Annotated in this window: 24 protein-coding genes; all 24 read right to left on the minus strand. The window is 31.0% G+C overall.

Annotated elements, in window-relative coordinates; all coding sequences use genetic code 11:
- Nucleotides 1-33: 33 nt before the first annotated feature.
- The 24 genes from purB to ispG all read right to left on the minus strand — a co-directional run bounded on the left by purB (nt 34) and on the right by ispG (nt 25,569).
- Nucleotides 34-1,464, minus strand: coding sequence for an adenylosuccinate lyase (purB, locus tag DR024_RS13380; protein WP_027097562.1), 1,431 nt, complete (start codon nt 1,462-1,464; stop codon nt 34-36).
- 426 nt (nt 1,465-1,890) lie between these two features.
- Nucleotides 1,891-2,151 carry an HPr family phosphocarrier protein gene (locus tag DR024_RS13390; protein ID WP_027097561.1) on the minus strand — a complete coding sequence of 87 codons (261 nt, stop codon included), beginning with the start codon at nt 2,149-2,151 and terminating at the stop codon, nt 1,891-1,893.
- A gap of 127 nt (nt 2,152-2,278) precedes the next feature.
- A complete protein-coding gene (locus tag DR024_RS13395; RefSeq protein ID WP_027097560.1) occupies nt 2,279-2,539 on the minus strand; it encodes a stage V sporulation protein S in 261 nt (86 codons plus the stop codon).
- 177 nt (nt 2,540-2,716) lie between these two features.
- A complete protein-coding gene (gene rny / locus DR024_RS13400; protein ID WP_207734618.1) occupies nt 2,717-4,246 on the minus strand; it encodes a ribonuclease Y in 1,530 nt (509 codons plus the stop codon).
- A gap of 355 nt (nt 4,247-4,601) precedes the next feature.
- The gene (gene recA / locus DR024_RS13405) at nt 4,602-5,651 is read right to left on the minus strand and encodes a recombinase RecA (protein WP_027097558.1); all 1,050 of its coding nucleotides are present in this window, start codon (nt 5,649-5,651) and stop codon (nt 4,602-4,604) included.
- Between the two features lie 266 nt (nt 5,652-5,917).
- A complete protein-coding gene (pgsA, locus tag DR024_RS13410; RefSeq protein WP_027097557.1) occupies nt 5,918-6,508 on the minus strand; it encodes a CDP-diacylglycerol--glycerol-3-phosphate 3-phosphatidyltransferase in 591 nt (196 codons plus the stop codon).
- On the minus strand, nt 6,492-7,829 hold the full coding sequence (gene rimO / locus DR024_RS13415; protein WP_027097556.1) for a 30S ribosomal protein S12 methylthiotransferase RimO: 1,338 nt from the start codon (nt 7,827-7,829) through the stop codon (nt 6,492-6,494). The genes pgsA and rimO overlap by 17 nt, the downstream gene beginning before the upstream one ends.
- Nucleotides 7,830-7,907: 78 nt before the next feature.
- Nucleotides 7,908-10,280, minus strand: a complete 2,373-nt coding sequence (locus DR024_RS13420; RefSeq protein WP_027097555.1) for an FtsK/SpoIIIE family DNA translocase — start codon at nt 10,278-10,280, stop codon at nt 7,908-7,910.
- A gap of 80 nt (nt 10,281-10,360) precedes the next feature.
- Nucleotides 10,361-11,002, minus strand: coding sequence for a ClpP family protease (locus DR024_RS13425; protein ID WP_394899442.1), 642 nt, complete (start codon nt 11,000-11,002; stop codon nt 10,361-10,363).
- A 155-nt stretch (nt 11,003-11,157) separates the two neighbouring features.
- Nucleotides 11,158-12,354 (minus strand): aspartate kinase, encoded by a 1,197-nt coding sequence (dapG, locus tag DR024_RS13430; protein WP_027097553.1) that lies wholly within the window; start codon nt 12,352-12,354, stop codon nt 11,158-11,160.
- Between the two features lie 17 nt (nt 12,355-12,371).
- Nucleotides 12,372-12,653, minus strand: coding sequence for a YlmC/YmxH family sporulation protein (locus tag DR024_RS13435; RefSeq protein WP_027097552.1), 282 nt, complete (start codon nt 12,651-12,653; stop codon nt 12,372-12,374).
- Between the two features lie 57 nt (nt 12,654-12,710).
- Nucleotides 12,711-14,018 carry a M16 family metallopeptidase gene (locus DR024_RS13440; RefSeq protein WP_027097551.1) on the minus strand — a complete coding sequence of 436 codons (1,308 nt, stop codon included), beginning with the start codon at nt 14,016-14,018 and terminating at the stop codon, nt 12,711-12,713.
- A 123-nt stretch (nt 14,019-14,141) separates the two neighbouring features.
- Nucleotides 14,142-16,253, minus strand: coding sequence for a polyribonucleotide nucleotidyltransferase (locus DR024_RS13445; RefSeq protein WP_027097550.1), 2,112 nt, complete (start codon nt 16,251-16,253; stop codon nt 14,142-14,144).
- 84 nt (nt 16,254-16,337) lie between these two features.
- Complete coding sequence (gene rpsO / locus DR024_RS13450; RefSeq protein WP_027097549.1) at nt 16,338-16,601, minus strand: 30S ribosomal protein S15; 264 nt, start codon at nt 16,599-16,601, stop codon at nt 16,338-16,340.
- Nucleotides 16,602-16,721: 120 nt separating this feature from the next.
- Complete coding sequence (locus DR024_RS13455; RefSeq protein ID WP_027097548.1) at nt 16,722-17,648, minus strand: bifunctional riboflavin kinase/FAD synthetase; 927 nt, start codon at nt 17,646-17,648, stop codon at nt 16,722-16,724.
- Nucleotides 17,649-17,664: 16 nt separating this feature from the next.
- Nucleotides 17,665-18,540: a tRNA pseudouridine(55) synthase TruB gene (gene truB, locus DR024_RS13460; protein ID WP_027097547.1), complete on the minus strand. Its 876-nt coding sequence runs from the start codon at nt 18,538-18,540 to the stop codon at nt 17,665-17,667.
- Between the two features lie 2 nt (nt 18,541-18,542).
- Entirely contained in the window at nt 18,543-19,514 is a 972-nt protein-coding gene (locus DR024_RS13465; protein WP_027097546.1) for a DHH family phosphoesterase, read from the minus strand.
- Nucleotide 19,515: 1 nt separating this feature from the next.
- Nucleotides 19,516-19,866: a 30S ribosome-binding factor RbfA gene (gene rbfA, locus DR024_RS13470; protein WP_027097545.1), complete on the minus strand. Its 351-nt coding sequence runs from the start codon at nt 19,864-19,866 to the stop codon at nt 19,516-19,518.
- A gap of 13 nt (nt 19,867-19,879) precedes the next feature.
- Complete coding sequence (gene infB, locus DR024_RS13475; protein WP_027097544.1) at nt 19,880-21,961, minus strand: translation initiation factor IF-2; 2,082 nt, start codon at nt 21,959-21,961, stop codon at nt 19,880-19,882.
- A 19-nt stretch (nt 21,962-21,980) separates the two neighbouring features.
- Nucleotides 21,981-22,295, minus strand: a complete 315-nt coding sequence (locus DR024_RS13480; RefSeq protein ID WP_027097543.1) for a ribosomal L7Ae/L30e/S12e/Gadd45 family protein — start codon at nt 22,293-22,295, stop codon at nt 21,981-21,983.
- Nucleotides 22,288-22,554: an RNase P modulator RnpM gene (rnpM, locus tag DR024_RS13485; protein WP_027097542.1), complete on the minus strand. Its 267-nt coding sequence runs from the start codon at nt 22,552-22,554 to the stop codon at nt 22,288-22,290. The genes DR024_RS13480 and rnpM overlap by 8 nt, the downstream gene beginning before the upstream one ends.
- Nucleotides 22,555-22,566: 12 nt before the next feature.
- Complete coding sequence (gene nusA / locus DR024_RS13490; protein WP_027097541.1) at nt 22,567-23,649, minus strand: transcription termination factor NusA; 1,083 nt, start codon at nt 23,647-23,649, stop codon at nt 22,567-22,569.
- 16 nt (nt 23,650-23,665) lie between these two features.
- Nucleotides 23,666-24,127 carry a ribosome maturation factor RimP gene (gene rimP / locus DR024_RS13495; protein WP_027097540.1) on the minus strand — a complete coding sequence of 154 codons (462 nt, stop codon included), beginning with the start codon at nt 24,125-24,127 and terminating at the stop codon, nt 23,666-23,668.
- 392 nt (nt 24,128-24,519) lie between these two features.
- Nucleotides 24,520-25,569, minus strand: coding sequence for a flavodoxin-dependent (E)-4-hydroxy-3-methylbut-2-enyl-diphosphate synthase (gene ispG / locus DR024_RS13500; protein ID WP_111919022.1), 1,050 nt, complete (start codon nt 25,567-25,569; stop codon nt 24,520-24,522).
- Between the last annotated feature and the right edge of the window lie 14 nt (nt 25,570-25,583).

Raw genomic sequence — 25,583 nt, forward strand, 5'->3', positions numbered from 1 at the left:
TCCAAGTATACCATGCTCGGACTTTTTGCTAAACTATACATTGATTTCACTATGAATATCAACAGCATCCTTATTATCTTCTATGATCGGAGTAATATACTCATCAATAAATTCAACAACTTGGCTTGGGGCTCTACCTACAAACTTTGTTGGATCTATTATAGCTAAAATTTCTTCTTTTGAAAGATTAAAACTATTATCTGCAATGATTCTCTTAATAAGATCATTATCTAACCCCTCACCCTTAACCCTTTGAGCTGCAGCCATTGAATGTTCTCTAATTCTTTCATGAAGTTCTTGTCTATCTCCGCCTCTTTTAACTGATTCCATCATAATATTTTCAGTAGCCATAAATGGTAATTCATTATTAACATGAGCTGCTATTACTTTATCATAAACAACCATATTTTCTGATATATTTATATAAAGATTTAATACACCATCTAAAGCTAGGAAAGCTTCTGCTACTGAAATTCTCTTATTTGCAGAGTCGTCTAAAGTTCTTTCAAACCATTGAGTTGAAGCTGTTATTGCTGGGTTTAATGCATCAACTATAACGTATCTAGCAAGAGCTCCCATTCTTTCACTTCTCATAGGATTTCTCTTATACGCCATAGCTGAGGAACCAATTTGATGCTTTTCAAATGGCTCTTCCATCTCCTTCATATTTTGAAGTAATCTTAAATCATTTGAAAACTTATAGGCACTTTGAGCAACTTCTGATAATGTGTTTAAGATTATTGAATCAAGCTTTCTTGGATAAGTTTGACCTGTTACTCCAAAACTCTTATCAAATCCCATTTTTTCAGCAACCATTTTATCAAGAGATTTAACTTTAGCTTCATCCCCTTCAAATAAGTTCATGAAACTTGCTTGAGTACCAGTTGTTCCCTTAACCCCTCTTAACTTTAAAGTTGATAATAAATGGTCTATATTCTCAATATCCATTACTAAATCTTGCATCCATAAGGTAGCTCTCTTACCAACAGTAGTTAATTGTGCAGGTTGGAAATGTGTAAATCCTAGAGTAGGCATATCCTTATATTGCATAGCAAATTTACTTAATCTATCTAATACAGTTACTATCTTCTTTTTAACTAATAAAAGTGCATCTCTCATAATTATTACATCTGTATTATCACCTACATAACAACTTGTAGCACCTAAATGTATGATTCCTTTTGCACTTGGACATTGTAATCCATACGCATATACATGACTCATTACATCATGTCTTACTTCTTTTTCTCTCTTAATTGCATCTTCATAATTTATATTATCAATATGAGATTTTAACTCATTAATTTGTTCATCAGTTATGTTTAATCCTAATTCTTTTTCGCACTCTGCTAAAGCAACCCATAACTTTCTCCAAGTTGTGAACTTCATATCATCCGAAAATATGTAACTCATTTCCTTTGAAGCATATCTTGAATTTAATGGGCTATTATATAAATTTCTCATCACTTACCTCCATACGAATATATTTTTATTTCTGCAAAACATCATTCGTATTATATCATATTTTTTTAAATTTTACATTACTTTATAAAAAAAATATTTAACCTAGTAATATTTATGTTTTGTTTACATATAAATTAAATTAGAACAAACTTTTGATAGGAGTGAACTATATAATGTGCAAATTAAATATTTTCGATAAAATTTCATTTTTAATTTCTCTTTTAGGTGGACTCAATTATGGCATACTTGCTTTAATAAATATCAATATTTTTTATATACTTTCGTTTGGTTCTGCCTTAATACTTAGACTCTTTTACTTTCTTATATTCTTAAGTAGTATTGACTTAATATCACTAGTATTTAGATGCAAATATATTTTTGAAAACAAATAAAAGGTTCCTCTTACGAGAAACCTTTTTTGACATATTAGTCTTCTAAGTTTTCAATTAACTTAACTATTTCTTCAACAGCTAAAGCTTCATCATCACCGTTAGCAATAACGTTTATTACAGAATCCTTAGTTACAGCTAATGAAAGAACTCCTATTAAGCTCTTAACGTTTGCTTTCTTACCATTGAATTCTATGCTTACATCTGATTTGAAAGATGAAGCCTTCTTAACTAATAAAGTTGCTGGTCTAGCATGTAAACCAGTTCCATTCTTAACTACAACTTCTTTTGAAACCATTACATTCACCTCTTTAAATATTCTATAAGCTTTCACTTAACTTTTATTATTATATATGAGATTGAAAAGAATTTCAAGACTTTTATAAATCTTATCTTTCATATCACAATAAAGGTAAGCTTATTCTTTATCTAGGTTGTACAATTAATTTAATTGCAGTTCTTTCTTCACCATCAATCTCTATGTCAGTGAATGCTGGAATGCAAACGATATCTTTACCGCTTGGCGCAACAAAGCCTCTAGCGATAGCTATAGCCTTAACAGCTTGATTTATTGCTCCTGCTCCTACAGCTTGTATTTCTACAATATTTTTTTCCTTTATAATTGCAGCTAAAGCACCTGCAACTGAATTTGGATTAGATTTTGTTGATACTTTTAATACTTCCATTTTTATTTCTCCTCCCAGACCTACTAATCGTTTACAAAATAAAATATAATTACTTTTCTCTATTAAATATATTCTATGTAAACTTTTAAAATCCTTTTTTTTAACTACTTTTTTTCTAAAATAATAATAATTTTAAAAGAGTTGTTAATATTGAATAATATTAACAACTCTAATTCTTTATTTTGCAAAATCTACTGCTCTAGTTTCTCTTATAACATTTATCTTTATTTGTCCTGGATATTCTAGCTGTTCTTCAATGCTCTTAACAATGTTATGTGCAAGTTCAACTGCACCTAAATCGTCAACATGATCTGGTTTAACCATAATTCTAATCTCTCTACCAGCTTGAATGGCATATGATTTTTCTACACCTTCATACGAATTTGCAATTTCTTCCAATTTCTCTAATCTCTTGATATAGGCTTCTAGAGTTTCTCTTCTTGCACCTGGTCTAGCTGCAGATACAGCATCTGCTGCTTGAACCAATATAGCTTCTAAAGATTGCATTTCAACATCGCCGTGATGGGCCGCAATTGCATTAACTACTATTGGTGACTCATGATACTTTTTAGCAAGATCTCCACCTATTAAAGCGTGAGGTCCCTCTTGCTCTTGATCTACAGCCTTTCCAATATCGTGTAGTAAGCCAGCTCTTCTAGCTAGAGTAACATCTAATCCTAATTCTGAAGCCATTAAACCAGCTAAATATGAAACTTCTATGGAATGTTTTAGAACATTTTGTCCATAACTTGTTCTATATTTCAATCTACCAAGTAGTCTTATAAGTTCTGGGTGAAGTCCATGCACACCTGTTTCTAGTGCTGCTTGTTCTCCTTCTTCCTTAATGTCATTTTCAACATCTTTTTGAGCTCTTTCAACCATCTCTTCGATTCTTGCCGGATGTATTCTGCCATCCACTATTAACTTTTCTAGTGCCATCCTAGCAACTTCTCTCCTAATTGGATCAAAACTTGATAAGATAACTGCTTCCGGAGTATCATCTATAATTAAATCTACTCCTGTTAACGTCTCTAGGGTTCTAATGTTTCTACCTTCTCTACCTATTATTCTACCCTTCATTTCATCATTTGGTAGGGCTACTACATGTACTGTTGTTTCAGACACGTGGTCTGCTGCACATCTTTGGATAGCAGTGGTAATAATTTCTCTTGCCTTTTTATCTGCTTCCTCCTTTGCCCTACTCTCGATGTCCTTAATCATTAAAGCTGCATCATGAGATACTTCTTTACGAACTTCTTCTAAAAGGATTTGTCTTGCTTCATCAGATGATAATCCTGAAACTCTTTCAAGTTCTTCTCTTCTTTGATTATAAACCTCTTGAACCTTTTCCTCCATTTTTTGAACTTCGTTCACTCTCTCATTTAGTGCATCTTCTTTCTTTTGTAAAGAGTCACTCTTTTTATCTAAAGACTCTTCTCTTTGTATTAATCTTCTTTCAAGCCTTTGAACTTCATTTCTTCTTTCTCGTGAATCTCTTTCACAATCAGTTCTTAATCTATGAACTTCTTCTTTTGCTTCCAAAATAGCTTCTTTCTTTAAAGCTTCTGCTTCTTTCTTTGAATTTTCTAAAACAGTTGTAGCTTCTTTTTCAAGTAATTCTATTTTCTTTTTTGATGCTGCTTGAATCGTTTTATAAAATACTATTCCTAAAACTAATAAAACAACAATGTCTATTAATATTATCATATACGTTTGCACGTAAACACCTCCTAGCTTGTAAACTTTCTATTATAAGTAAACAAGAAAGCATAGTAGGTATCATATAATTCTCACTGTTTATAGGAATATGATAAACCAGTATTTGTTATTATTTTATCTGAAAAATCAAATTATGTCAAGTTAGCACGTCTTTATAAGTATTCCCTTTATTATATTATAAATACACTATTTTACTAGCTTTACCTCTTGTTTTCTATCCATTTCGCTCATTATGAAAACCTTTTTATTCTTTTTTTATAATCTATTTTTCTTGCTATTATTTACTTTTATTTTCTTTACATATAATATACAACAAAAAAAGAGACGGTATACCGCCTCTTTTTTATTCTTTATCTATAGATACTTCTTTTTTAACTTCAGCTTCACCAACATATAAAGGTAAAGAATGCTTCTCTCTAATTTGATTTTCAATTTCTAGCGCTACTTCAGGATTATCCTTTAAGTAAATCTTAGCATTTTCTCTACCTTGACCTAATCTAACATCTCCATAAGAGAACCAAGCTCCACTCTTTTGTACTATTCCTTCCTTAACTCCAACATCTACTATATTACCTGTTCTTGAGATACCTTCATTGTACATAATATCAAACTCAGCTTGTTTAAATGGAGGAGCTACCTTATTCTTCATTACTTTTACTCTAGTTCTATTACCTATTATAGCATCAGCTTGCTTAATTGAATCTATTCTCCTAACATCTAATCTTACAGAAGCATAGAATTTAAGTGCTCTACCACCTGTTGTAGTTTCTGGATTACCAAACATAATTCCAACTTTTTCTCTTAGTTGGTTAATGAATATTGCAACACAATTAGTTTTACTAATAGTTCCTGCTAACTTTCTTAATGCTTGAGACATAAGTCTTGCTTGTAACCCTACGTGAGAATCACCCATTTCTCCTTCAATTTCTGCTCTTGGTACTAATGCAGCAACAGAGTCAACTACAAGAACATCAATAGCACCAGATCTAACTAAGGCTTCTGCTATTTCAAGACCTTGTTCTCCTGTATCTGGTTGTGAAACTATAAGATTTTCAGTATCGACACCAATCTTTCTTGCATAACTAGGATCTAAAGCATGTTCAGCATCAATAAAAGCTACTGCTCCACCAGCCTTTTGAGCTTCAGCAGCAATATGTAATGCAACTGTTGTTTTACCTGAACTTTCAGGTCCATATATTTCTACTATTCTTCCCTTTGGAACTCCACCAATACCAAGTGCTATATCAAGATCTAAACATCCTGTTGATATAGAATCGATACTTAATGTGCTATCTTCTCCTAATTTCATTACAGAACCTTTACCAAATTGCTTCTCTATTTGGTTCATAGCACTTTCTATAGCCTTTAATTTATCCATATTTATGTTACTCATTTTTATTCTTACACCTCTTTCATAAACGAACTTATGTTCTATAATCATATTATATAGTATTTATTATTTATAGTCAATATAAAACTTTCTTTTCTCCATTTTATGGCAATTTCCTCTTTAGTATTATCATAACTGATTGTTTTTATACATCTATATATCTTTTATTAAATTTTATAAAAAATTACTGATTTAACTGCTAATGTTACCTTTAAATTGTTTTAAAAAAGAGATCGTGCTAAATATATTAGTACGATCTCACATGTATCTTATTTATTCATATCAATTGTATGCTTATTCTTTCTAAAATAATCCCAACCAGATATTAATGTTATTACTACAGATATATTTAACATCCAACTAGGTACATTCATGAAGAACCAATTCCAAACACTACTTGATTCAACTAAATTTGTTAAGTATGAAGATGTAGTAATATTAAATTGTAATAACAATAGCACTATAGCTATTATTTGTATTACTGTCTTTATCTTGCCCCACCAACTAGCAGCTATTACTTTTCCTTCTGAAGCTGCTATTGTTCTTAATCCAGATACAGCAAACTCTCTTGCAATTATAACTATAGCTGCCCAACTAGGTACCATTTGTAGCTCTACTAAAGATATTAAAGCTGATGTTACAAGCAGCTTGTCTGCAAGGGGGTCCATAAACTTTCCAAAGTTAGTAATTTGATTCCTGCTCCTAGCTATATACCCATCCAACTTATCTGTAAGTGACGCTAAAATAAATATAAATGTTGCAATAAATGTACCATATGGTATGCCTTGAACAGCAATAAATATTAAAAAGATGGGAACTAAAAAGATTCTAATTACAGTTAATTTATTTGCAAGATTCATAAACCACAACTCCCATTAAATCATAATCGGCACAATTAGTAATCTTAACTTTAACTATTGCCCCAGTTTTTATATTCTCTTCTGAATCAAAGAATACTACACCATCTATTTCAGGAGCCATTTCATAACTTCTTCCATAGTAATATTCTCCATTATGTCCTTCAACAAGAATATCATAAATATTACTAATTTTCAATTCATTTATTTCTTTTGCCACTTCTTGTTGAACTAACATTAAGTTTCTTTCTCTAATTTCCTTTATCTCTTCAGGAACTTGATTTTCCATCTTTGCAGCTGGTGTTCCCTCCTCTTGAGAATATTTAAACACCCCTACATTATCTAATTTATAATCTTGTAAAAACTTTGTTAATTCATTAAAATCTTCTTCTGTTTCACCTGGAAACCCTACAATTAAAGAAGTTCTTACTACAATATCAGGAATTCTTTTCCTTAATGTTTCAATCTTATTTATTATAGCTTCTTTGCTTGTTTTTCTTGCCATTAATCTTAAAATGTTATTGCTTATATGTTGTATTGGCAAATCTAAATATTTGACTACCTTATTATTGTTAGCTATTTCATCTATTAATTCATCATAGATTTCTTCTGGATAACAATATAATAGTCTTATCCATTCAATTCCATCAACCTTTGATAATTCTCTTAATAATTCATGTAACTTTTGTCCACCATAAAGGTCTGTACCATACATAGTTAAGTCTTGAGCTATTAAAATTAATTCTTTTACGCCACTCTTGCTTAATAATTCAGCTTCTTTAATAATGCTTTCTTTATCTCTACTTCTAAATTTTCCTCTTATTTTAGGAATAATACAATAAGTACAGAAATTGTTGCAACCTTCTGCTATCCTTAGATATGCTGTATGAGATTTTGTTGTAAGAATTCTTATACCTTCATTAATCTTTTGATCTGAATAATTTACTTCTATTAACTTTTCATCATTATTAATGAAATTCATTATATACTCATTAATCTTTTCGTAATCATTAACTCCAAGAGTAATATCTATTTCTGGCATTAATTCTTGTAACTCTTTTCCGTATCTTTGTGTAAGACAACCTGTAGCTATCAACATTTTACACTTATACTTATTCTTGTATTCTGCCATCTCTAAAATTGTGTCTATAGATTCTTGCTTTGCTGACTCTATAAAACCACAAGTATTTACTATTATTATATCTGCTTCCTTTGGATTATTTGTTATTTCGTATTGCTCACTCATTCTACCTAGAATTATTTCTGCATCTACTCTATTCTTATCGCAGCCTAAACTAACCATTCCAACTTTATACTTTTTCAAATGTGTTTCCTCCTGTGTATTACTCTAGTTTAATACTATATCAAAAACATTTTATATCGCTTTTATAAGTATTACAAGTTAATTTTCTTCCATATTATCTGAATTATGGAGTAAATCTTCTTTTTTCATCAAAACTTGCCTTGGTCTACTTCCATCTTTAGGTGAAATTATTCCCCTTTCTTCTAGCTGATCCATTATTCTAGAAGCTCTGTTAAAGCCAACTCTTAGTCTTCTTTGCAAGAAAGATGTTGATGCCTGCTCGTATTCAATTACTAAATTTATAGCTTCTGGTAACAACTCATCAGCATCATCACTACTATCTATATTCTTGCCTTCTGTTTCATTATTTATATGATCTAAAATAGATTCTTCATAAACTGCATCTTTTTCTTCTGACTTAATAAATTCTATTACCTTTTCAACTTCCTCTTCTGAGATGAAGCATCCTTGAACTCTTTGAGGTTTACTTTCTCCAACAGGATAATAAAGCATATCACCTTTACCAAGTAATTTTTCAGCTCCAGCTGAATCTAATATTGTTCTTGAGTCCACCTGAGAAGAAACAGCAAATGAAATTCTAGATGGTATATTTGCTTTTATAACACCTGTAATTACGTCTACAGATGGTCTTTGCGTTGCTATAACAAGATGCATACCAGCAGCTCTTGCCATTTGTGCCAGCCTTCCTATATAATCTTCCACATCATTAGGACAAACCATCATTAAGTCAGCAAGCTCATCTACAATTATAACTATATAAGGTAGCTTCTCCTCAATAATTCCTTTATCCATTAAAGCATTGTATGAATCAATATTTCTTACTCCCATTTCAGCAAAAAGGTTATATCTTTTTGTCATCTCATTAACAGCCCAATTTAATGCAGCAGCTGCTTTCTTTGGATCTGTTACTACTGGAATTAAAAGATGGGGTATTCCATTATAAACATTTAACTCAACAACCTTAGGATCAACCATAAGTAATTTAACTTCATCAGGAGAATATTTATATAGTAAGCTTATAATTAAAGAATTAATACATACACTCTTACCAGAACCTGTAGCCCCTGCAATCAATGTATGTGGCATCTTACTTAAATCTCCTACAACGCAAGCTCCTCCTATATCTTTTCCTAAAGCAAAGGCTAACTTTTTATTACTACTAGTAAACTCTTTTGAATCTAGTACCTCTCTTAAAAATACTGGTGTTTGCTTTTTATTTGGTACTTCTATACCAACTGCTGCCTTTCCAGGAATAGGTGCTTCAATTCTCACCCCAGAAGCTGCAAGACCTAATGCTATATCATCTGATAAATTTACTATTTTACTAACTTTTACACCAGGACTAGGCTGAAGTTCAAATCTAGTTACTGAAGGTCCCTTTGTAACTTGCACAACTTTTGCATCTACTCCAAAACTTCCTAAAGTTTCTTCTAGCTTATTTGCGCTATCAATTAACTCTTTTTTATCAGAGCTATTTAATTTAGTTTTATTATTAACATTTAAAAGTTCTGTATTAGGGAATACATATTCTTTTTTCTCTATTTCTTCTTTGTCTTCATTTAGTATATCTTCAATTTCTTTATTCACACTTTCCTTTATTCCGTTATCAAGTTTTTCTTTTTTAACAGAAGGCATAGCTTCCTCGCTGTTAATAAATGAAGATATTTCTTTTTCTGTGTTATTTTCTACAGCCACTTCAAGCTCATCATCAATAGTGGCATTTTTCATAAAATCAAGTATCTTTATTTTATGATTTACCCCCTTTAAAAACTCTTCTCTATTTGGCTCTAGCTTTTCTTCCTTTTCAATTACATTTATAAAGTCATTTCTTTCATCGTTTTTGATTGTTGGTGAAATTTCTCTTCTCTTTTTAAATTCTTTTCTTTTTACATTTGCTCTTTCACCTAAATCAAAAATCGAAATACTAAATGTTAATATAGAAGCTATAATTATAAGCGCTATATACACAATAAATGAACCTACAAATCCAAGTATTTTAAATAAAGGATAGGATATAAGATGTCCAACAAGACCTCCATTAAATCCGTAATCAGCTTTTACTATTGTTTGAATTATATTACTCATACCCTTTCCAAAGGTAATATCACTTAATGATTCTACATAAAATGTTCCTGAAAATAAAATAATTACCCCAACAAATAGAGTAATACCATAAAACTTTTTATCAAGATTTATTTTTCCTCTTCCCTTTAAATAATTATATCCTAAATAAATTAAATAAATAGGTACTACATAAGCTCCTATTCCTAATAGTAAATGTGATATCTTCTGTGAAAATGTAGATAAAAATCCAGCTAGGTTTGTATATATTGATACTGCACTCAGTATTCCACATGCTATAAATATAATTCCAGTAATTTCACTATTATGATTTTGTACGTTTTTCTTTGCTTCTTTTGTATTTTTTCTTTTACTATTACTTCTACTCACTAAAAATCACCCCATCATAATAATTTCTACACTTTCTCTTTAATTCCTTTTAAGAAAGAAAAAAAATAGGGTTTACATCCCTATTTTTCATCTCCTATTAATTCATTTAATTTTTCAAGTGCTTTACTTATCCCCCCAACTTCATCTATAAGCCCACAATCTACAGCCTGCTTACCAATTAATATAGTTCCTACATCATTTAGTAGTTCATCTGTTTGCATCATAAACTCTTCTAATTTTTCTAGTTTAATATTGGAAGTTCTCACAATAAAATCATTAATTCTCTCTTGCATCTTCTTAAAATAGTCAAATGTTTGTGAAACTCCTATAATAAACCCATTCATTCTTATTGGGTGAATTATCATAGTAGCTGATGGAGTTATAAAAGAATAGTCAGAAGAAGTAGCTAAAGGTACTCCAATAGAGTGACCTCCTCCTATAACTATTGAAACTGTTGGTTTAGAAATTGAATTTATCATTTCTGATATTGCAAGACCAGCTTCAACATCTCCTCCTACTGTATTTAGTACGATTAGTACGCCTTTTACATTTTTATTTTGTTCTATAGAAATCAGTTGTGGTATTACGTGTTCGTACTTAGTTGCTTTAGTTTGGGCTGGTGAAACATTATGTCCTTCAATTTGCCCTATTATTGAAAGGACTTGAATTCTTTCATTAGGTACTGCCATAGTTGTGTTCCCATATTCCTTAACAGATTTCATTTTCTCATTGTTTTCTTTTAATTCTTCTTGTGTTTCTTCACTTCCAGATTTTGTTGACTTATTTGTTAATTTAATATCCTCCATAAAAACATTCCTCCTGTACAGTTTTATTTTGTACATGAGGAATGTTTTTATACTTTATTAAAGATACAATTTTAAAGTTTAAATGCTTTATGAAGAGCATTTATAGCTTTTTCTAAATTTTCGGTATGAATTAAACACCAAATAGTCATATGTGAATCTGCAGTTTGTAACACCTCTATATTGCTTTCACTTAATGTTTTATAAATTTTCGCCATAACCCCAGGTATTCCCTTCATTCCAGCTCCCACTAAGGCTATAGTACTACAGTTATCTATTAATGTATATTTTAAATCCAATTTACCAAATATATCCTTTACAATATCCTTTGCAGCTTTAGATATTGTGAATACTTGCTGCCTTGGAAAAATATTAATTAAATCCAAACTAATCTTATTTGCAGCTAATATTTCTAATACATCATTATATCTATCATTACCCTTATTATCATCAAGATTTATTGTAACCTGAATTCTATCATCATGATTAGTTATACTTGTAATTAATCTTCTCCTCTTTCTATCTCCCACACTATTAATTAATGTACCTATTGTATCATTTAAAGTATTTTTAATCATAATAGGAATATTACCTTCTCTAGCATACTCAACAGCCCTAGGATGTATTACCTTAGAACCTTGGTCTGCAAGCTGGAACACCTCATCATAGCTTATAATATCAATTACTGATGCACTTTTTACTATTCTAGGATCTGCTGTCATTACACCATCAACATCTGTATATATTTCAATTCTTTCTGCATCCAACATTACTCCAAGTATTGAAGCTGTAGTATCGCTTCCACCTCTTCCCAATGTAGTAAAGTATCCATTCTCTGTTATACCTTGGAATCCAGTTACAACAGGAACTCTCCCCTGTGATATTACATCTAATATTTCTTTTTCATTAGTTGAAAGCAAAGTTGCTTCGCCAAAATTTTTATTGGTAATTAACCCAGCTTGTCCGCCTGTCATAGGAAAGGCCTCAATATTTTTACTATTCATATCTGATGACATTACAACAGAACTTATTATTTCTCCACAGCACATTAAAAGATCTGCTGCTAACTTATTTTCTTTTATAAAATTTTCATTAACTAAAGAAAGTAAAGTATCAGTTGCATATGGACTACCCTTTCTTCCCATTGCTGACACGACAACCACAGGACTATATCCATTATCAATTGACTCCTTTACTTTCTCCATTACTTTTTCTCTATTCTCCTTGGTAGAAACTGATGTGCCGCCAAACTTTTGTATAACTATTTTCAAGTCATTCCCTCCAGATTCTATAGTTTAGCTCTCTTTACATCATTATCTTCTGCATCAAGTATTATAGTTCTTGATCCAATCTTCTTTACACACTCCCATGGAATCTCTAAAAACTCTCTAGACCTACTGAATAGTCCCATCTTACTTCCAGTAGTATTTATAATAAGATATCGTATTTTTCCATCATCATCTACTACTAAGTCATTATTTTGAAGATAATCGTACTTTTCACCATCATTAATATTTATAAGTTCATATCTTTCTATTTCACTAAGTAACTTTATGTTTTCTCCTGACATAAAAAATCCCTCCTTATTACCTACATAATACATATGATATAAAGAGAGATTTTATTCTTATATTTCTATTTTCCCAAAATTATTTTTATTATTATATGCTTTATCAGAGTCTAATATTATAGAGTTTAACTTGTCAGCCTCAACATTTTGCCCTACATAAGAAGTATTTAACACTCCACTTCCAAAGCACTCCTTTAATACAAAATCAATATCCTCCATATTGATTCTATCAACTTTTTCTATAACCTCTTCTTGAGTAGTTACCCTATTTTTAAATAATACAGATTTTGCATTACTAAACATTCTTGAACTAGTACTTTCCAATCCTAAAATATAATTTGCTTTTATCTTTTCCTTATTAACATCTAATAATTCCTTAGTTATACCTTCTTTAACAAATCTATTTAACTCATGCTTAATAGCATCTAAAGCCTTTTCACCATAATTCTTTCCAAGACCAGCATATATATTTAATACTCCTGCACCTTGATATGGTTGAGGATAACAATAAATACTATAGCATAACCCTAGTTGTTCCCTTACTCTTTGGAATAGTATAGATGACGCTCCACCACCAAATATATTACTTAATAATACGAGGCCATACCCATTATCATGGCCAAAAGGAAGCCCCTTTAACCCAAGGCTTACATGAAGTTGCTCTATATCCTTTGTAGCTGTCATAGAGTTTAAGTGCACTAAAGTTTCACCGTATGTTGGAACATAGATATTGTCGCTTTTCCACCCTCCAAAATATTGTTCTACTAAAGTCTCCACTTCCTTCTCATCAAACTTACCACATATAGATATCACTGTGTTGTATGGAGTATATTTTTCTTTTATAAAATTCTTTATTTTATCTCTAGTAAAACTTTTAACCTTATCAATTGTCCCTAAAATTGGGTAGGCTAAGGAACTATTATCAAAGCATGCTTTTGAATGTAAATCCTCAAGAACATCCTCTGGATTATCCTCGCTCATATTGATTTCTTCAATAACTACTCCCTTCTCCCTTTCTATTTCATCTCCATCAAACTTGGAGTTTAATATCATATCTGAAAGCACTTCTAGAGATAAATCTAAATGAGTGTATAAATTCTTAACATAATAACAAGTAGCTTCTTTACTTGTAAATGCATTTATTTGTCCGCCTATATTCTCAACTGATTCTGCAATTTCTTTTGCTGTCCTCTTATCTGTTCCCTTAAAAAACATATGTTCAATAAAATGTGATATTCCATTTACTTCAGGAGTTTCATTTCTGGAACCATTTTGTATCATTACTCCTACGCTTATAGAGTTTACCCCATCTACTTTTTCTGTTATTACTCTTAGCCCATTTTTTAAAGTATAAAAATTATACATATTTTCCTCCTATAATAAAAATCACGAATTCTCTTTATATAGTATAAAGTAATTCGTGGCATCTTATTCTATATTTTAATATATATAGAAAAAAGGCAATGAATTGCCCTTTTTATGTTCATATTATTCTTGTTCTTTATTTTCTTCATTTTCAGCTAAAGCATCTTTTCTAGAAAGGTTAACTCTTCCTTGGTTATCTATTTCTACAACCTTTACTAAGATTTCATCACCAACAGTAACTACATCTTCAACCTTATTAACTCTTTCCTTAGCTAGCTTAGAAATATGAACTAATCCTTCTTTATTTGGAAGAACTTCTACAAAAGCACCAAAAGTAGTTATCTTTGTAACCTTACCTAGGTACACTTCACCAACTTGAACTTCCTTAGTAATACCTTCAATAATCTTAAGTGCTGCATTAACTCCATCATGATCAGGTGAAGATACGAATACTGTACCATCTTCCTTAATATCAATCTTAACTCCAGTATCAGCTATAATCTTATTTATAACCTTACCACCAGTTCCAATTACATCTCTAATCTTTTCTGGGTCTATTTGAATAATAGATGTTTTTGGAGCATATGAAGAAACTTCTTCTCTAGGACTTTCTATGCATTCATTTATCTTATCTAATATAAATAATCTAGCTTTTCTAGCATCTTTAATAGCATTTTCAACTACATTAAATGAGAAACCTTGAAGCTTAGTATCAACTTGAATTGATGTAATACCTTCTGTCGTACCAGCTACCTTAAAGTCCATATCTCCAAAGAAATCTTCTATTCCTTGAATATCAGTTAATACTGCTTCTTCACTTAAATCTTCAGATGTAATTAATCCCATTGCAATACCTGCTGCTGGTCTCTTTATTGGAACACCTGCATCTAATAAGGCTAATGTTGAACCACATACTGATGCTTGTGAAGTAGAACCATTAGAACTTAAAACTTCAGATACTAATCTAATAGTATATGGGAATTCTTCTTCTGATGGTATTAATGGCTCAAGAGCTCTTTCTGCTAATGCCCCATGACCAATTTCTCTTCTTCCTGGCCCTCTTAATGGTTTAACTTCTCCAACACTATATCCAGGAAAATTATAGTGGTGCATGTATCTCTTAGTAGTTTCGCTTTCATCTATTCCATCTAATACTTGAATATCTCCAACTGAACCTAATGTAGCAACTGTCATTACTTGAGTTAATCCTCTTGTAAATAACCCAGTACCATGAGTTCTTGGTAATATACCAACTTCACAACTTATTGGTCTTACTTCATCAAAAGCTCTTCCATCCGGTCTTCTCTTTTCCTTTAATAACATATGCCTTACAACTTTCTTTTGCATGTTATAAAGAACTTCTTTTATATCACCAGTCTTATCAGCGTACTTTTCACCAAATTCTTCAGATACCTTTTCATTGATTTCATCAATTGCTAAGTTTCTTTCGTCCTTATCAGTGATGTACATTGCCTTCTTAACCATTTCTCCAGCAAACTCAGTTATATCCTTTTCTACCTCTAAATCAACATGGTATAATTCAGGAACTTCTTTTTCTTTACCCATTGTAGCCATAGCTTCTTCTTGGAATAAAATTATATCTTGACATCTTTCAAATCCATATTCTATAGCCTTTATCATTGTGTCTTCTGGAATTTCGTGACCTCCAGCTTCAATCATCATAACCTTTTCTTTTGTTGCACAAACAGTAAGATGCATGATTGATTCTTCTCTTTCTTCAGCATTTGGATTAATTACAAAGTTTCCATCTATTAATCCTACTTGAACTGCTGCCACTGGAATTGTATAAGGAATGCTTGATAAACATAATGCCATTGATGCTGCATTAATGGCTAAAATTTCTGGTAAGTTATCCTTTTCAACTGAAACCACTGTACATACAACTTGAACATCATTTCTATATCCCTTTGGAAATAATGGTCTTATTGTTCTATCTACTGCTCTACCGTTTAGAATTGCTTTTTCTGTAGGTCTACCTTCTCTCTTTATAAATCCACCTGGAATTTTACCTACTGAATATAATCTTTCTTCATATTCAACGCTTAATGGGAAGAAATCTATACCTTCTCTAGGTTGCTCTGAAGCATTAACATTTGTTAATATTACTGTATCTCCATAGCTCATAAAAATTGCTGCATTTGATAACATTCCTATCTTACCAAATTCAACCTTCATCTCTCTACCAGCAATGGTTTTGCTTAATACTTTATTCATGATAGGACCTCCCTTCACTATCTACATTTTACATAATTTTCTTGTAATTTTAAAATAATAGAGCGGAGTTATCCGCTCTAAAGATTATCTTCTTAAACCTAATTTTTTGATAATAGCTCTGTATCTTTCGATATCTTGAGACTCTAAGTAATTTAGAAGACCTCTTCTTTGACCAACCATCATTAATAATCCTCTTCTTGAGTGGTGATCCTTCTTGTGAGTCTTTAAGTGACCAGTTAAAGAATTGATTCTTTCTGTTAATAAAGCGATTTGAACTTCTGGAGAACCAGTATCTTGTTCATTTCTTCCAAATTCTTTAATTATTTCTAACTTTTTTGCCTTATCCATGCGTAATGCACCTCCATAATTTATCGCCTTAGTGCCATGTATAAAGTTGGCATTCTTTAAACATAGGACTAGGTTCCTAATGGCTATTATAACAAAAGCCATTCTTATTGTAAATATTTTTTATAAGTTTACAAAGAACTTTTCCTCTAGAGCATAATATTTATCTTTTTTTAATTGGATAACTAAATCATCTATTGAGTTAAACTTTTTCTCATCACGTATCTTTTTAATAAAGTATACTTTTATATTATGCCCATATAAATCATTATTAAAATCTAAAATATAAGTTTCTATTGTTAATTTATCACCATTAACAGTTGGATTATTTCCTACAGATGTTATTCCCTTATATATTTTACCTTGCCATTGTACATTAGTATAATATACACCTTTTTTAGGAATTAAAGCCTCCTTTGAATAATCTAAATTGGCTGTTGGAAAACCTATGGCTCTTCCAAGCTTCTTACCATGTACCACTTTACCTTTTATACAGTAAGGCCTATTAAGCATCTTCATAGCTTTATCAACATTTCCACTAAGTAATTCATTCCTAATTCTAGTACTACTTATAACTTCATCTTCATAATTACAAGGTTCCATTACATAAAGTTCATAGCCATACTTTGTTGATAATTCTTTTAACATCTCTATATTTCCAACATTCTTATATCCAAATCTATAATTGAATCCAACAACAATCCCTTTTACTTTAAACTTTTCACATAAATATTTAATAAATCCCTCTGGGGTTAATTTCATATATTCTTCATTAAATTCTTCAAAGTATATTAAATCAACACCTAAAGCTTCTAATATCTCTTCCTTACTCTCATTATCCATAAGTAGTTTAGGAGGAGTTGCTCCTTTTATTAAAGTCCTAGGATGATTTTTAAAAGTATATACTATACTTTTACCTTTGTTTTCATTTGCTAGCTCAATAATCTTATTTACTAATGATAAATGTCCTGAATGTAAACCATCAAAGCTACCAAGGGCAACATAACTATATGTACCTTCTTCTAAAAATCTATTAAGCTTCTCATTCATACTTCATTAGCTCCTACTATATTAATAGTTTTTCAATTTTAAATCCGTTAAGTTCTCTTTTCCCAAGACCTAAAAATTTATCATTTTCATCATAAACTCTATATAGAATATTATTGTCTATTTTTTCATTTGTTAATCTTCTATCCATTACTCTAACACCATTTATAAGTAACTTGCTAAAGCCTTCATTAACTTTAAGTTTAGGATAGAATTTTAATGCATCCTCTATTGATATAATATAATTATGTATGTTCTCACTAGTTAAATCCTTAATATTAATGCTATCTCTTTCATGAAAACAAGATGTTTCAGTTCTTCTAAGGTCTGTCATACAAGCCCCTACTTTTAATGCTTCACCTATATCATAGCAAAGGCTTCTTATATACGTCCCCTTAGAACAAGTTACTTCCATAGATATATAAGGAAGATTAATTTCTATATCTTTAATGTCATATATAGTTATGGGTCTTCCTTCTCTCTCTACTTCTATTCCTTTTCTTGCAAGTTCATATAGCCTTACTCCATTTTTCTTTAGGGCAGAATACATAGGTGGAACTTGATTATATGTTCCTTTAAATTTATTTATAGCTTCTAATGTCTCTTCAACTGTAATATTAGAAGTGTCACTTTCTGATAATATTTCACCTTCTAAATCATATGTAGTTGTAGTAACTCCAAGCTTAAATTTCACCTTGTAGCTCTTCTTATCATTCATAATGTAATCTATTATCTTGGTTGCCTTTCCTAAACATACTGGTAAGACACCAATTGCTTCTGGATCAAGAGTGCCTGTATGTCCAACTTTTTTCTCACAAGCAACTTTTCTTACAATTCTTACAACATCAAAAGATGACATTCCTGAATTTTTAAATATATTTAATACACCATTCATATCTATATCTCTTTTTCTATTTCAATTATTACTTTATTGAAAGCTTCTTCTAATGAAACATTTTTCATTTTAAATCCAGCAGCCTTTATATGGCCACCACCACCTAAAACCTCTGCAACCTTTCTAACATCAAAATCTTCTCTTGATCTTAAACTTCCCTTCACTCCATCTTCAACTTCTTTTAATACTAAGGCAACTTTTACTCCTTTTATCCCTAATGCCATAGAAATAACATCGGAAGTATCTATATTCCCTAAATTATAAGAGTCTAAAAGTTTTTTAGAAAGTTTTATAACTGATAATTTCCCATCAAGTAAAAGCTTTAAATTATTTAAAGCTTCACCTATAAGTTTGATTTTTTCATAAGGTCTATTATCAAATAGATTATTATGAATTTTAGTATTATTAACTCCAATGGCTATCAGCTCAGATGCTATTTTATGAGTTCTTTCTGTTACATTTGAATGTCTAAAACCACCTGTATCTGTAACTAAAGATGTATATATACATCTTCCTATTTTCTCATTAACTTCATCTTTTTCTTTAAAGTCAAAACCTAATTCTTTTAGAAGTAAATAAACAATTTCTGCTGTTGCAGCAGATGATTCTTCAACATAATTACTTGTTCCATAGTTTTCATTAGTAACATGGTGATCTATGTTTATAAGCTTACCATCATAATTTTCAAGATTTGCACATATTCTTTCATAATTACCACAATCTAAAACGATAACCATATCTGTTCCTTCTAGAGGTTCAGGTATATCACCATTAATTTCTTCTCCTAGAGGTAGGAAAGAGAGGTTATCCGGGATAACTTCTCTTGATATTATATATGAATCTTTTCCTAGTTCTCTAAGTCCATTTAATAGAGCTAATGTGCTTCCTAAAGCATCTCCATCTGGAGATATATGAAAGGTTAGCCCTATTTTCTTACTTTCAATAATATCTTTTGAAATATCTTTTAAAGTCATATTATTTATCTTTAATCTTTTCTATTAAACTATCTATATGCATACCATAGTCAATAGAATCATCTATTTCAAAAATTATTTGTGGATTATGCCTTAAATTAATTCTTTGTGCTATCTCTCTTCTTACAAAACTTGCTGCACTCTTTAGTGCATCAAGATTGCTTTTCTTCTCTTCTTCACTATTTGCAAATATACTTACATATACCTTTGCATATCTTAAATCTTTAGTAACTTTTACAGAAGTTACAGAAATCATAGCTGTAAGTCTTGGATCTTTAATTTCATTTCTAATTAAATTACTTACTTCTCTTTTAACTTCTTCATTTATTCTGCCGCCTCTATAATTTGGCATTTATATCACCTCTTTAAAGCTCTTTTCTCTTTATAGCCTCTATCTTGAATGATTCAATAATATCGCCTTCTTTAATATCATTGAACTTTTCAACACTTAAGCCACACTCATATCCAGTTGCTACTTCTTTAACGTCATCTTTAAATCTCTTTAATGAAGCTAAAGAGCTTTCAAATATAACTATACCATCTCTAATAACTCTTATATCAGAATTTCTTAGAATCTTACCATCTAATACATAGCATCCTGCAATTGTACCAACATTAGAAATCTTATAAGTTTCTCTAACTTCTGCCTTACCAAGAACAACTTCTTTGTATTCTGGTTCAAGCATACCAACCATAGCTGACTTAACATCTTCTATAGCATCGTATATTATTCTATATGTCTTAACATCAACCTTTTCTCTTTCTGATGCAGCTATTGCATTTGAGTCTGGTCTTACGTTAAATCCAATTACTATAGCATTTGAAGCTGTTGCAAGAGTTATATCTGTTTCTGTTATTGCACCAACAGCACCGTGAATTACTCTTACCTTAACATCATCTGTTGAAAGTTTTTCAAGAGATTGTCTTATAGCTTCTACAGAACCTTGTACGTCAGCCTTAACTATAATAGCTAATTCCTTAACTGTACCTTCTTTGATTTGGCTATATAAATCTTCTAATGATACTCTATGGGAAGCATTTAAGGTTTCATTCTTTAACTTATCCTTTCTTGCTTCTGCCATAGTTCTAGCAGTCTTTTCATCCTTAACTTGAATAAATCTATCTCCTGCTGCTGGAACTTCTGATAATCCTAAAATTTCTACTGGAATTGATGGTCCTGCTGATTTAATCTTCTTACCTTGATCATCAAACATAGCTCTTATTCTTCCATAAGTAGAACCTACAAGAATAGAATCTCCTACACTTAAAGTACCACTTTGAACTAATAATGATGCAACAGGTCCTCTTCCCTTATCAAGCTTAGCTTCAACAACTGTTCCCTTAGCTTTTCTATCTGGATTAGCCTTTAATTCTTGCATTTCAGCAGTTAATATAATCATTTCTAATAATTGATCAATATTTTGACCTTCTTTAGCTGATACTGGTACACATATAGTATCTCCACCCCAGTCTTCTGCTACTAATCCAAATTCAGTTAATTCTTGCTTAACTCTATCAATATTAGCACCTGGTCTATCTATCTTATTAATAGCAACAATCATAGGAACTTCTGCAGCTTTACAATGGTTTATAGCTTCTTTAGTTTGTGGCATTATTCCGTCGTCTGCCGCAACAACTAATATAACTATATCAGTAACTTGAGCTCCTCTAGCTCTCATTGCTGTGAAAGCTTCGTGTCCTGGAGTATCAAGGAATGTAATTTCTTCTCCATTTAATGTTACTGTGTAAGCACCTATATGTTGAGTAATACCACCAGCTTCTGTTTTAGTTACTCTTGTTTTTCTAATAGCATCAAGTAAAGATGTCTTACCATGGTCAACGTGACCCATTACTGTTACTATTGGAGGTCTCTTAACTAAGTTTTCATCATCTTCTGCATCTACTTCTAAGCTTTCTAGTTCAGATGATACCTCTTTCTTTTCATATAAGATTTCATACTTATCACATAACTTTGCAGCTGTTTCAAAGTCGATTTCTTGGTTAACAGCAGCCATTACACCTAAGAACATTAAATTCTTAATAACATCTGCATATGGCTTTTGTAAAGAATCTGCTAATTCTTTAACTGTAATAGTTTCACCAATTTCTAAAATTGTGTTTTCAGCAAATTCTTGTTCTCTTCTTGCCTTTTCTTCAGCAATTTGTTTTCTAGTTTTCTTTTTCTTTCCGTTACCCTTGTTAACTTCTTCATTTAATTGCTCTTCGTACTCTTCAACAATGCTACCATTATCTGCTGATACTTCCTTTGAAGCTTCATCTTTATTTGGTTCACCTAATAATTCCTTTATTAAAGCTGCATCTTCATCTTCTATTACGCTCATATGATTTTTCACTTCAACGTTAAATTCTGTCATTAATAATTCTATTAGTTCCTTTGAGCTTACATTTAATTCTTTTGCTAATTCATATACTCTAATTTTTGACATACAGTCACCCCCGAATATTTTACTTCATATATTTTTCCTCCTCGTAAAGAGCATTAAGCTTATTAGCCATATTCTGGTCTAAAATAGCTAGGATTTTAACCTCTGGTCTTCCAACTGCTCCTCCTAATTCCTCTTTTGAGAAATCTTCAATATATGGTATATTATTTTCCTTACAATGATTTTTAAACTTTTTTCTTGTGGCTTCCGATGCATCTGGAGAAATTATAAATAGAAAAAGCTTTCTTCTATTTCTCTCCTCATTGCATTTACTGTAACCTTCTAATATGTTACCTGACCTTTTTGCTAAACCTAAAAAATTAAAAAACTTACTCATTTCCAATTTCTTCCTTTAGCCTGTTATATATATCTTCGCTTATAGCTACATCTAGGTTTCTACTTAATCTCTTAGCTTTAAATGCCTTTTCTAAGCATTCTCCACTTTTACATATATAAGCACCTCTACCTGACTTCTTCCCTGTTAAATCAACAGAAACTTCACCCTCTGGACTTTTAACAACTCTTATTAATTCCTTCTTAGGCTTCATTTCCATGCATCCTGTACACATTCTTAATGGTATCTTCTTAACTTTCATAAAAACACCTCATTATTCAGTTACAGTAGCTTCTTCACTTTCTTTTAAAGCTTCTGCTTGAGATTTGCTCTTTATATCTATCTTCCAGTTAGTTAACTTAGCTGCTAATCTAACGTTTTGACCTTCTTTACCTATTGCAAGTGATAATTGATTATCATCAACAACAACCTTTGCAGACTTGTTATCTTCATCTACTTCTACACTTAATACCTTTGCTGGACTTAAAGCATTTGAAATAAATTCTTCTGGAGATTTACTCCACTTAATTATATCTATCTTTTCATTCTTTAATTCATTTACTATATTTTGAACCCTTGCACCCTTAGGTCCAACACAAGCTCCCATTGGATCTACAGATTCATCATTTGAGTAAACAGCTATCTTACTTCTAGATCCTGCTTCTCTTGAAATGCTCTTTATTTCTACAACTCCATTATAGATTTCAGGAACTTCAAGTTCAAATAATCTCTTAACTAAGCCCGGATGTGTTCTAGAAACATGTATTTGAGCTCCCTTAGATCCATTCTTAACTTCAACTATATAAAGCTTAAGCTTTTCATTGAACTTATATTCCTCATTAGGTATTTGCTCATTTGGTCCTATTACTCCCTCAAGCTTTCCAAGGTTAACAAAAACCATACCCTTATCTTTTCTTAAGATTGTACCAGTAATAATATCAAATTCTTTTTCCTTGTATTCATTGTAAATGATATTTCTTTCAGCTTCTTTTATTCTTTGTGTTACTACTTGCTTAGCTAATTGTGCTGCAACTCTACCAAAGTTCTTTGGAGTAACTTCTATTTCTACAATATCATCCACATCATATTTTGGGCTTATTTCTTTAGCTTCTTCTAAAGAGATTTCAGTCACATCATCATATACTTCATCACAAACTACTTTTTGTGCATATACATGTATTTCTCCTGTTTCTCTGTGCATGCTAACCCTAACATTTTGAGCTGAAGTATTAATATTTGCATAATTCTTTTTATATGCTGCAACTAATGCATCCTCTATTGTTGTGAATATTAATTCTTCACTAATCCCCTTTTCTTTTACTAGTTCTTTTAGAGCGCCTATAAACTCTTCATTCATTATTATATCCTCCTTGCTATATCTCCCCATCCAAATTAGCTTTTTTTATTTTATTTTTTGGTATAGTAACATCTTCTCCATTATTAATAATTATTGAATCTTCTGTTACACCTTTTAATATGCCATTAAAATTTTTACTCCCATTAACTGCTCCACTCAGCTTAATTTCTACTTCTCTTCCTACAAATCTATTATAATGCTTATCATTATATAAACCTCTATTAAGACCTGGTGAAGATACTTCTAAATAATACGAATCTGGAATTGGGTCCTCTTCGTCTAGCATAGTACTAACTCTTCTAGAAAGTGTTTCGCAATCTGTAAGACTTATGCTTCCTTCTTCCTTATCTATGTATATTCTTAGAAAATTCTCTCCGCTCTCTTTAACATACTCAACATAGTATAATTCATAGTTTAATTCATCTGCAATTGGTTGTACTAGAGCTGATACCTTTTCTACTAAACCTTCTCTTTGCATCTTTAAACCTCCTTTACAATATTCAATTTTCTCAAGATTATTATTCCCAAATACTAGTTTAATATTTTTTACCTAATCAAAAACGCAACTATTGTAGTAGTTGCGTTACAAATAGAAAGAGCGGGTATTTCCTCCCACTCCTTTTTTCTAGCTATCTGAAATAAATCTTCTTAAATTAGAATAGCACACTTTTTTTAATAATACAAGTAATTAGATAAAATTTTACATCATTTAGAGTTTATCACAATATATTCTTTCACCTATACATGTATATCCTAACGCTAAAGATACATTATTTATCTTTTTACCTTAAAGCAATGTTCCTTCTAATCAATTATACAAAAAGAGACTTAGCCAAAGTCTAAGTCTCTTAATAATATTTATATATTTAATTAAAGTAATTCTATTTCTTTCATTAACTCTTCAATTAAATCCTCTTCTTTGCACTTTTTAATTACTTCACCTTTTTTAAATATAATTCCTTCACCTTTACCGCCAGCTATACCAATATCGGCCTCTCTAGCCTCTCCTGGCCCATTAACTATGCACCCCATAACAGCAACCTTTATATCTTTATTAATTCCTTCAAGCCTTCTTTCAACTTCATTTGCAATTTCAATAAGCTTTATTTGAGTTCTTCCACATGTAGGACAAGATACAAACTCAAGGCCACCCTCTCTTAATCCTAAAGCCTTTAGCATTTCCTTTGCAACCTTAATTTCTTCAATAGGATCACTTGTAAGAGAAACTCTTATAGTATCTCCTATTCCTTCTGCAAGTAAAGTTCCAATACCAATGCTTGACTTTATTGTTCCTCTAAATGGAGTTCCAGATTCAGTTACCCCTAAATGAAGTGGGTAATCAACCTTTTCGCTCATAAGTCTATATGCATCAATCATCATTTTAACATCAGAGGATTTTATAGAAATTACTATATCATGAAAATCTACTGCTTCTAATATCTTAACATGAGCTAAAGCACTTTCTACTAATCCTTTAGCTGTAGGCTTTCCATCCCTCTCTAAAATCTCTTTTTCTAAAGAACCTGAATTAACACCAATTCTTATTGGAATATTTTTAGCTTTACAAGCTTCAGCAACCATTCTCACTCTTTCAATACTTCCAATATTCCCCGGATTAATTCTAACTGCTGATATACCATTTTCAACAACTTTAAGAGCTAATCTATAATCAAAATGTATATCTGCAACTACTGGAATAGGTGATTGCTTTACTATTTCTTTAATTGCTTCAGCAGCCTCCACATCAGGTACTGTACATCTTATAATTTCACATCCTGCATTATAAAGCTCTCTAATTTGCTTTAATGTAGCCTCAACATCTCTTGTATCTGTATTAGTCATAGATTGGATTGTAACAGGAGCATCTCCTCCTACATATACCTTTCCTACTTTAACTTTTCTTGTTAACTTTCTATCCATTTTATCATACTCTC

It is taken from the genome of Clostridium paraputrificum (assembly GCF_900447045.1).
Lineage (GTDB): Bacteria > Bacillota > Clostridia > Clostridiales > Clostridiaceae > Clostridium > Clostridium paraputrificum.

Excerpts from the sequence above, each read along its gene's own strand:
- rimP (WP_027097540.1), bottom strand. The coding sequence starts at position 24,127 with ATGCAAAGAGAAGGTTTAGTAGAAAAGGTATCAGCTCTAGTACAACCA.
- infB (WP_027097544.1), bottom strand. The coding sequence starts at position 21,961 with ATGTCAAAAATTAGAGTATATGAATTAGCAAAAGAATTAAATGTAAGC.
- rpsO (WP_027097549.1), bottom strand. The coding sequence starts at position 16,601 with ATGGATAAGGCAAAAAAGTTAGAAATAATTAAAGAATTTGGAAGAAAT.
- recA (WP_027097558.1), bottom strand. The coding sequence starts at position 5,651 with ATGAGTAACATAAATATGGATAAATTAAAGGCTATAGAAAGTGCTATG.
- DR024_RS13440 (WP_027097551.1), bottom strand. The coding sequence starts at position 14,018 with ATGTATAATTTTTATACTTTAAAAAATGGGCTAAGAGTAATAACAGAA.
- DR024_RS13395 (WP_027097560.1), bottom strand. The coding sequence starts at position 2,539 with ATGGAAGTATTAAAAGTATCAACAAAATCTAATCCAAATTCAGTTGCA.
- pgsA (WP_027097557.1), bottom strand. The coding sequence starts at position 6,508 with ATGAATCTTGCAAATAAATTAACTGTAATTAGAATCTTTTTAGTTCCC.
- purB (WP_027097562.1), bottom strand. The coding sequence starts at position 1,464 with ATGAGAAATTTATATAATAGCCCATTAAATTCAAGATATGCTTCAAAG.
- DR024_RS13435 (WP_027097552.1), bottom strand. The coding sequence starts at position 12,653 with ATGTCAGGAGAAAACATAAAGTTACTTAGTGAAATAGAAAGATATGAA.
- DR024_RS13425 (WP_394899442.1), bottom strand. The coding sequence starts at position 11,002 with ATGAAATCTGTTAAGGAATATGGGAACACAACTATGGCAGTACCTAAT.
- rbfA (WP_027097545.1), bottom strand. The coding sequence starts at position 19,866 with ATGCCAAATTATAGAGGCGGCAGAATAAATGAAGAAGTTAAAAGAGAA.
- truB (WP_027097547.1), bottom strand. The coding sequence starts at position 18,540 with ATGAATGGTGTATTAAATATATTTAAAAATTCAGGAATGTCATCTTTT.
- rnpM (WP_027097542.1), bottom strand. The coding sequence starts at position 22,554 with ATGAAAGTTAAGAAGATACCATTAAGAATGTGTACAGGATGCATGGAA.
- ispG (WP_111919022.1), bottom strand. The coding sequence starts at position 25,569 with ATGGATAGAAAGTTAACAAGAAAAGTTAAAGTAGGAAAGGTATATGTA.
- rny (WP_207734618.1), bottom strand. The coding sequence starts at position 4,246 with ATGATAATATTAATAGACATTGTTGTTTTATTAGTTTTAGGAATAGTA.
- DR024_RS13455 (WP_027097548.1), bottom strand. The coding sequence starts at position 17,648 with ATGAATGAGAAGCTTAATAGATTTTTAGAAGAAGGTACATATAGTTAT.
- DR024_RS13480 (WP_027097543.1), bottom strand. The coding sequence starts at position 22,295 with ATGAGTAAGTTTTTTAATTTTTTAGGTTTAGCAAAAAGGTCAGGTAAC.
- DR024_RS13465 (WP_027097546.1), bottom strand. The coding sequence starts at position 19,514 with ATGACTTTAAAAGATATTTCAAAAGATATTATTGAAAGTAAGAAAATA.
- nusA (WP_027097541.1), bottom strand. The coding sequence starts at position 23,649 with ATGAATGAAGAGTTTATAGGCGCTCTAAAAGAACTAGTAAAAGAAAAG.
- DR024_RS13445 (WP_027097550.1), bottom strand. The coding sequence starts at position 16,253 with ATGAATAAAGTATTAAGCAAAACCATTGCTGGTAGAGAGATGAAGGTT.
- DR024_RS13390 (WP_027097561.1), bottom strand. The coding sequence starts at position 2,151 with ATGGTTTCAAAAGAAGTTGTAGTTAAGAATGGAACTGGTTTACATGCT.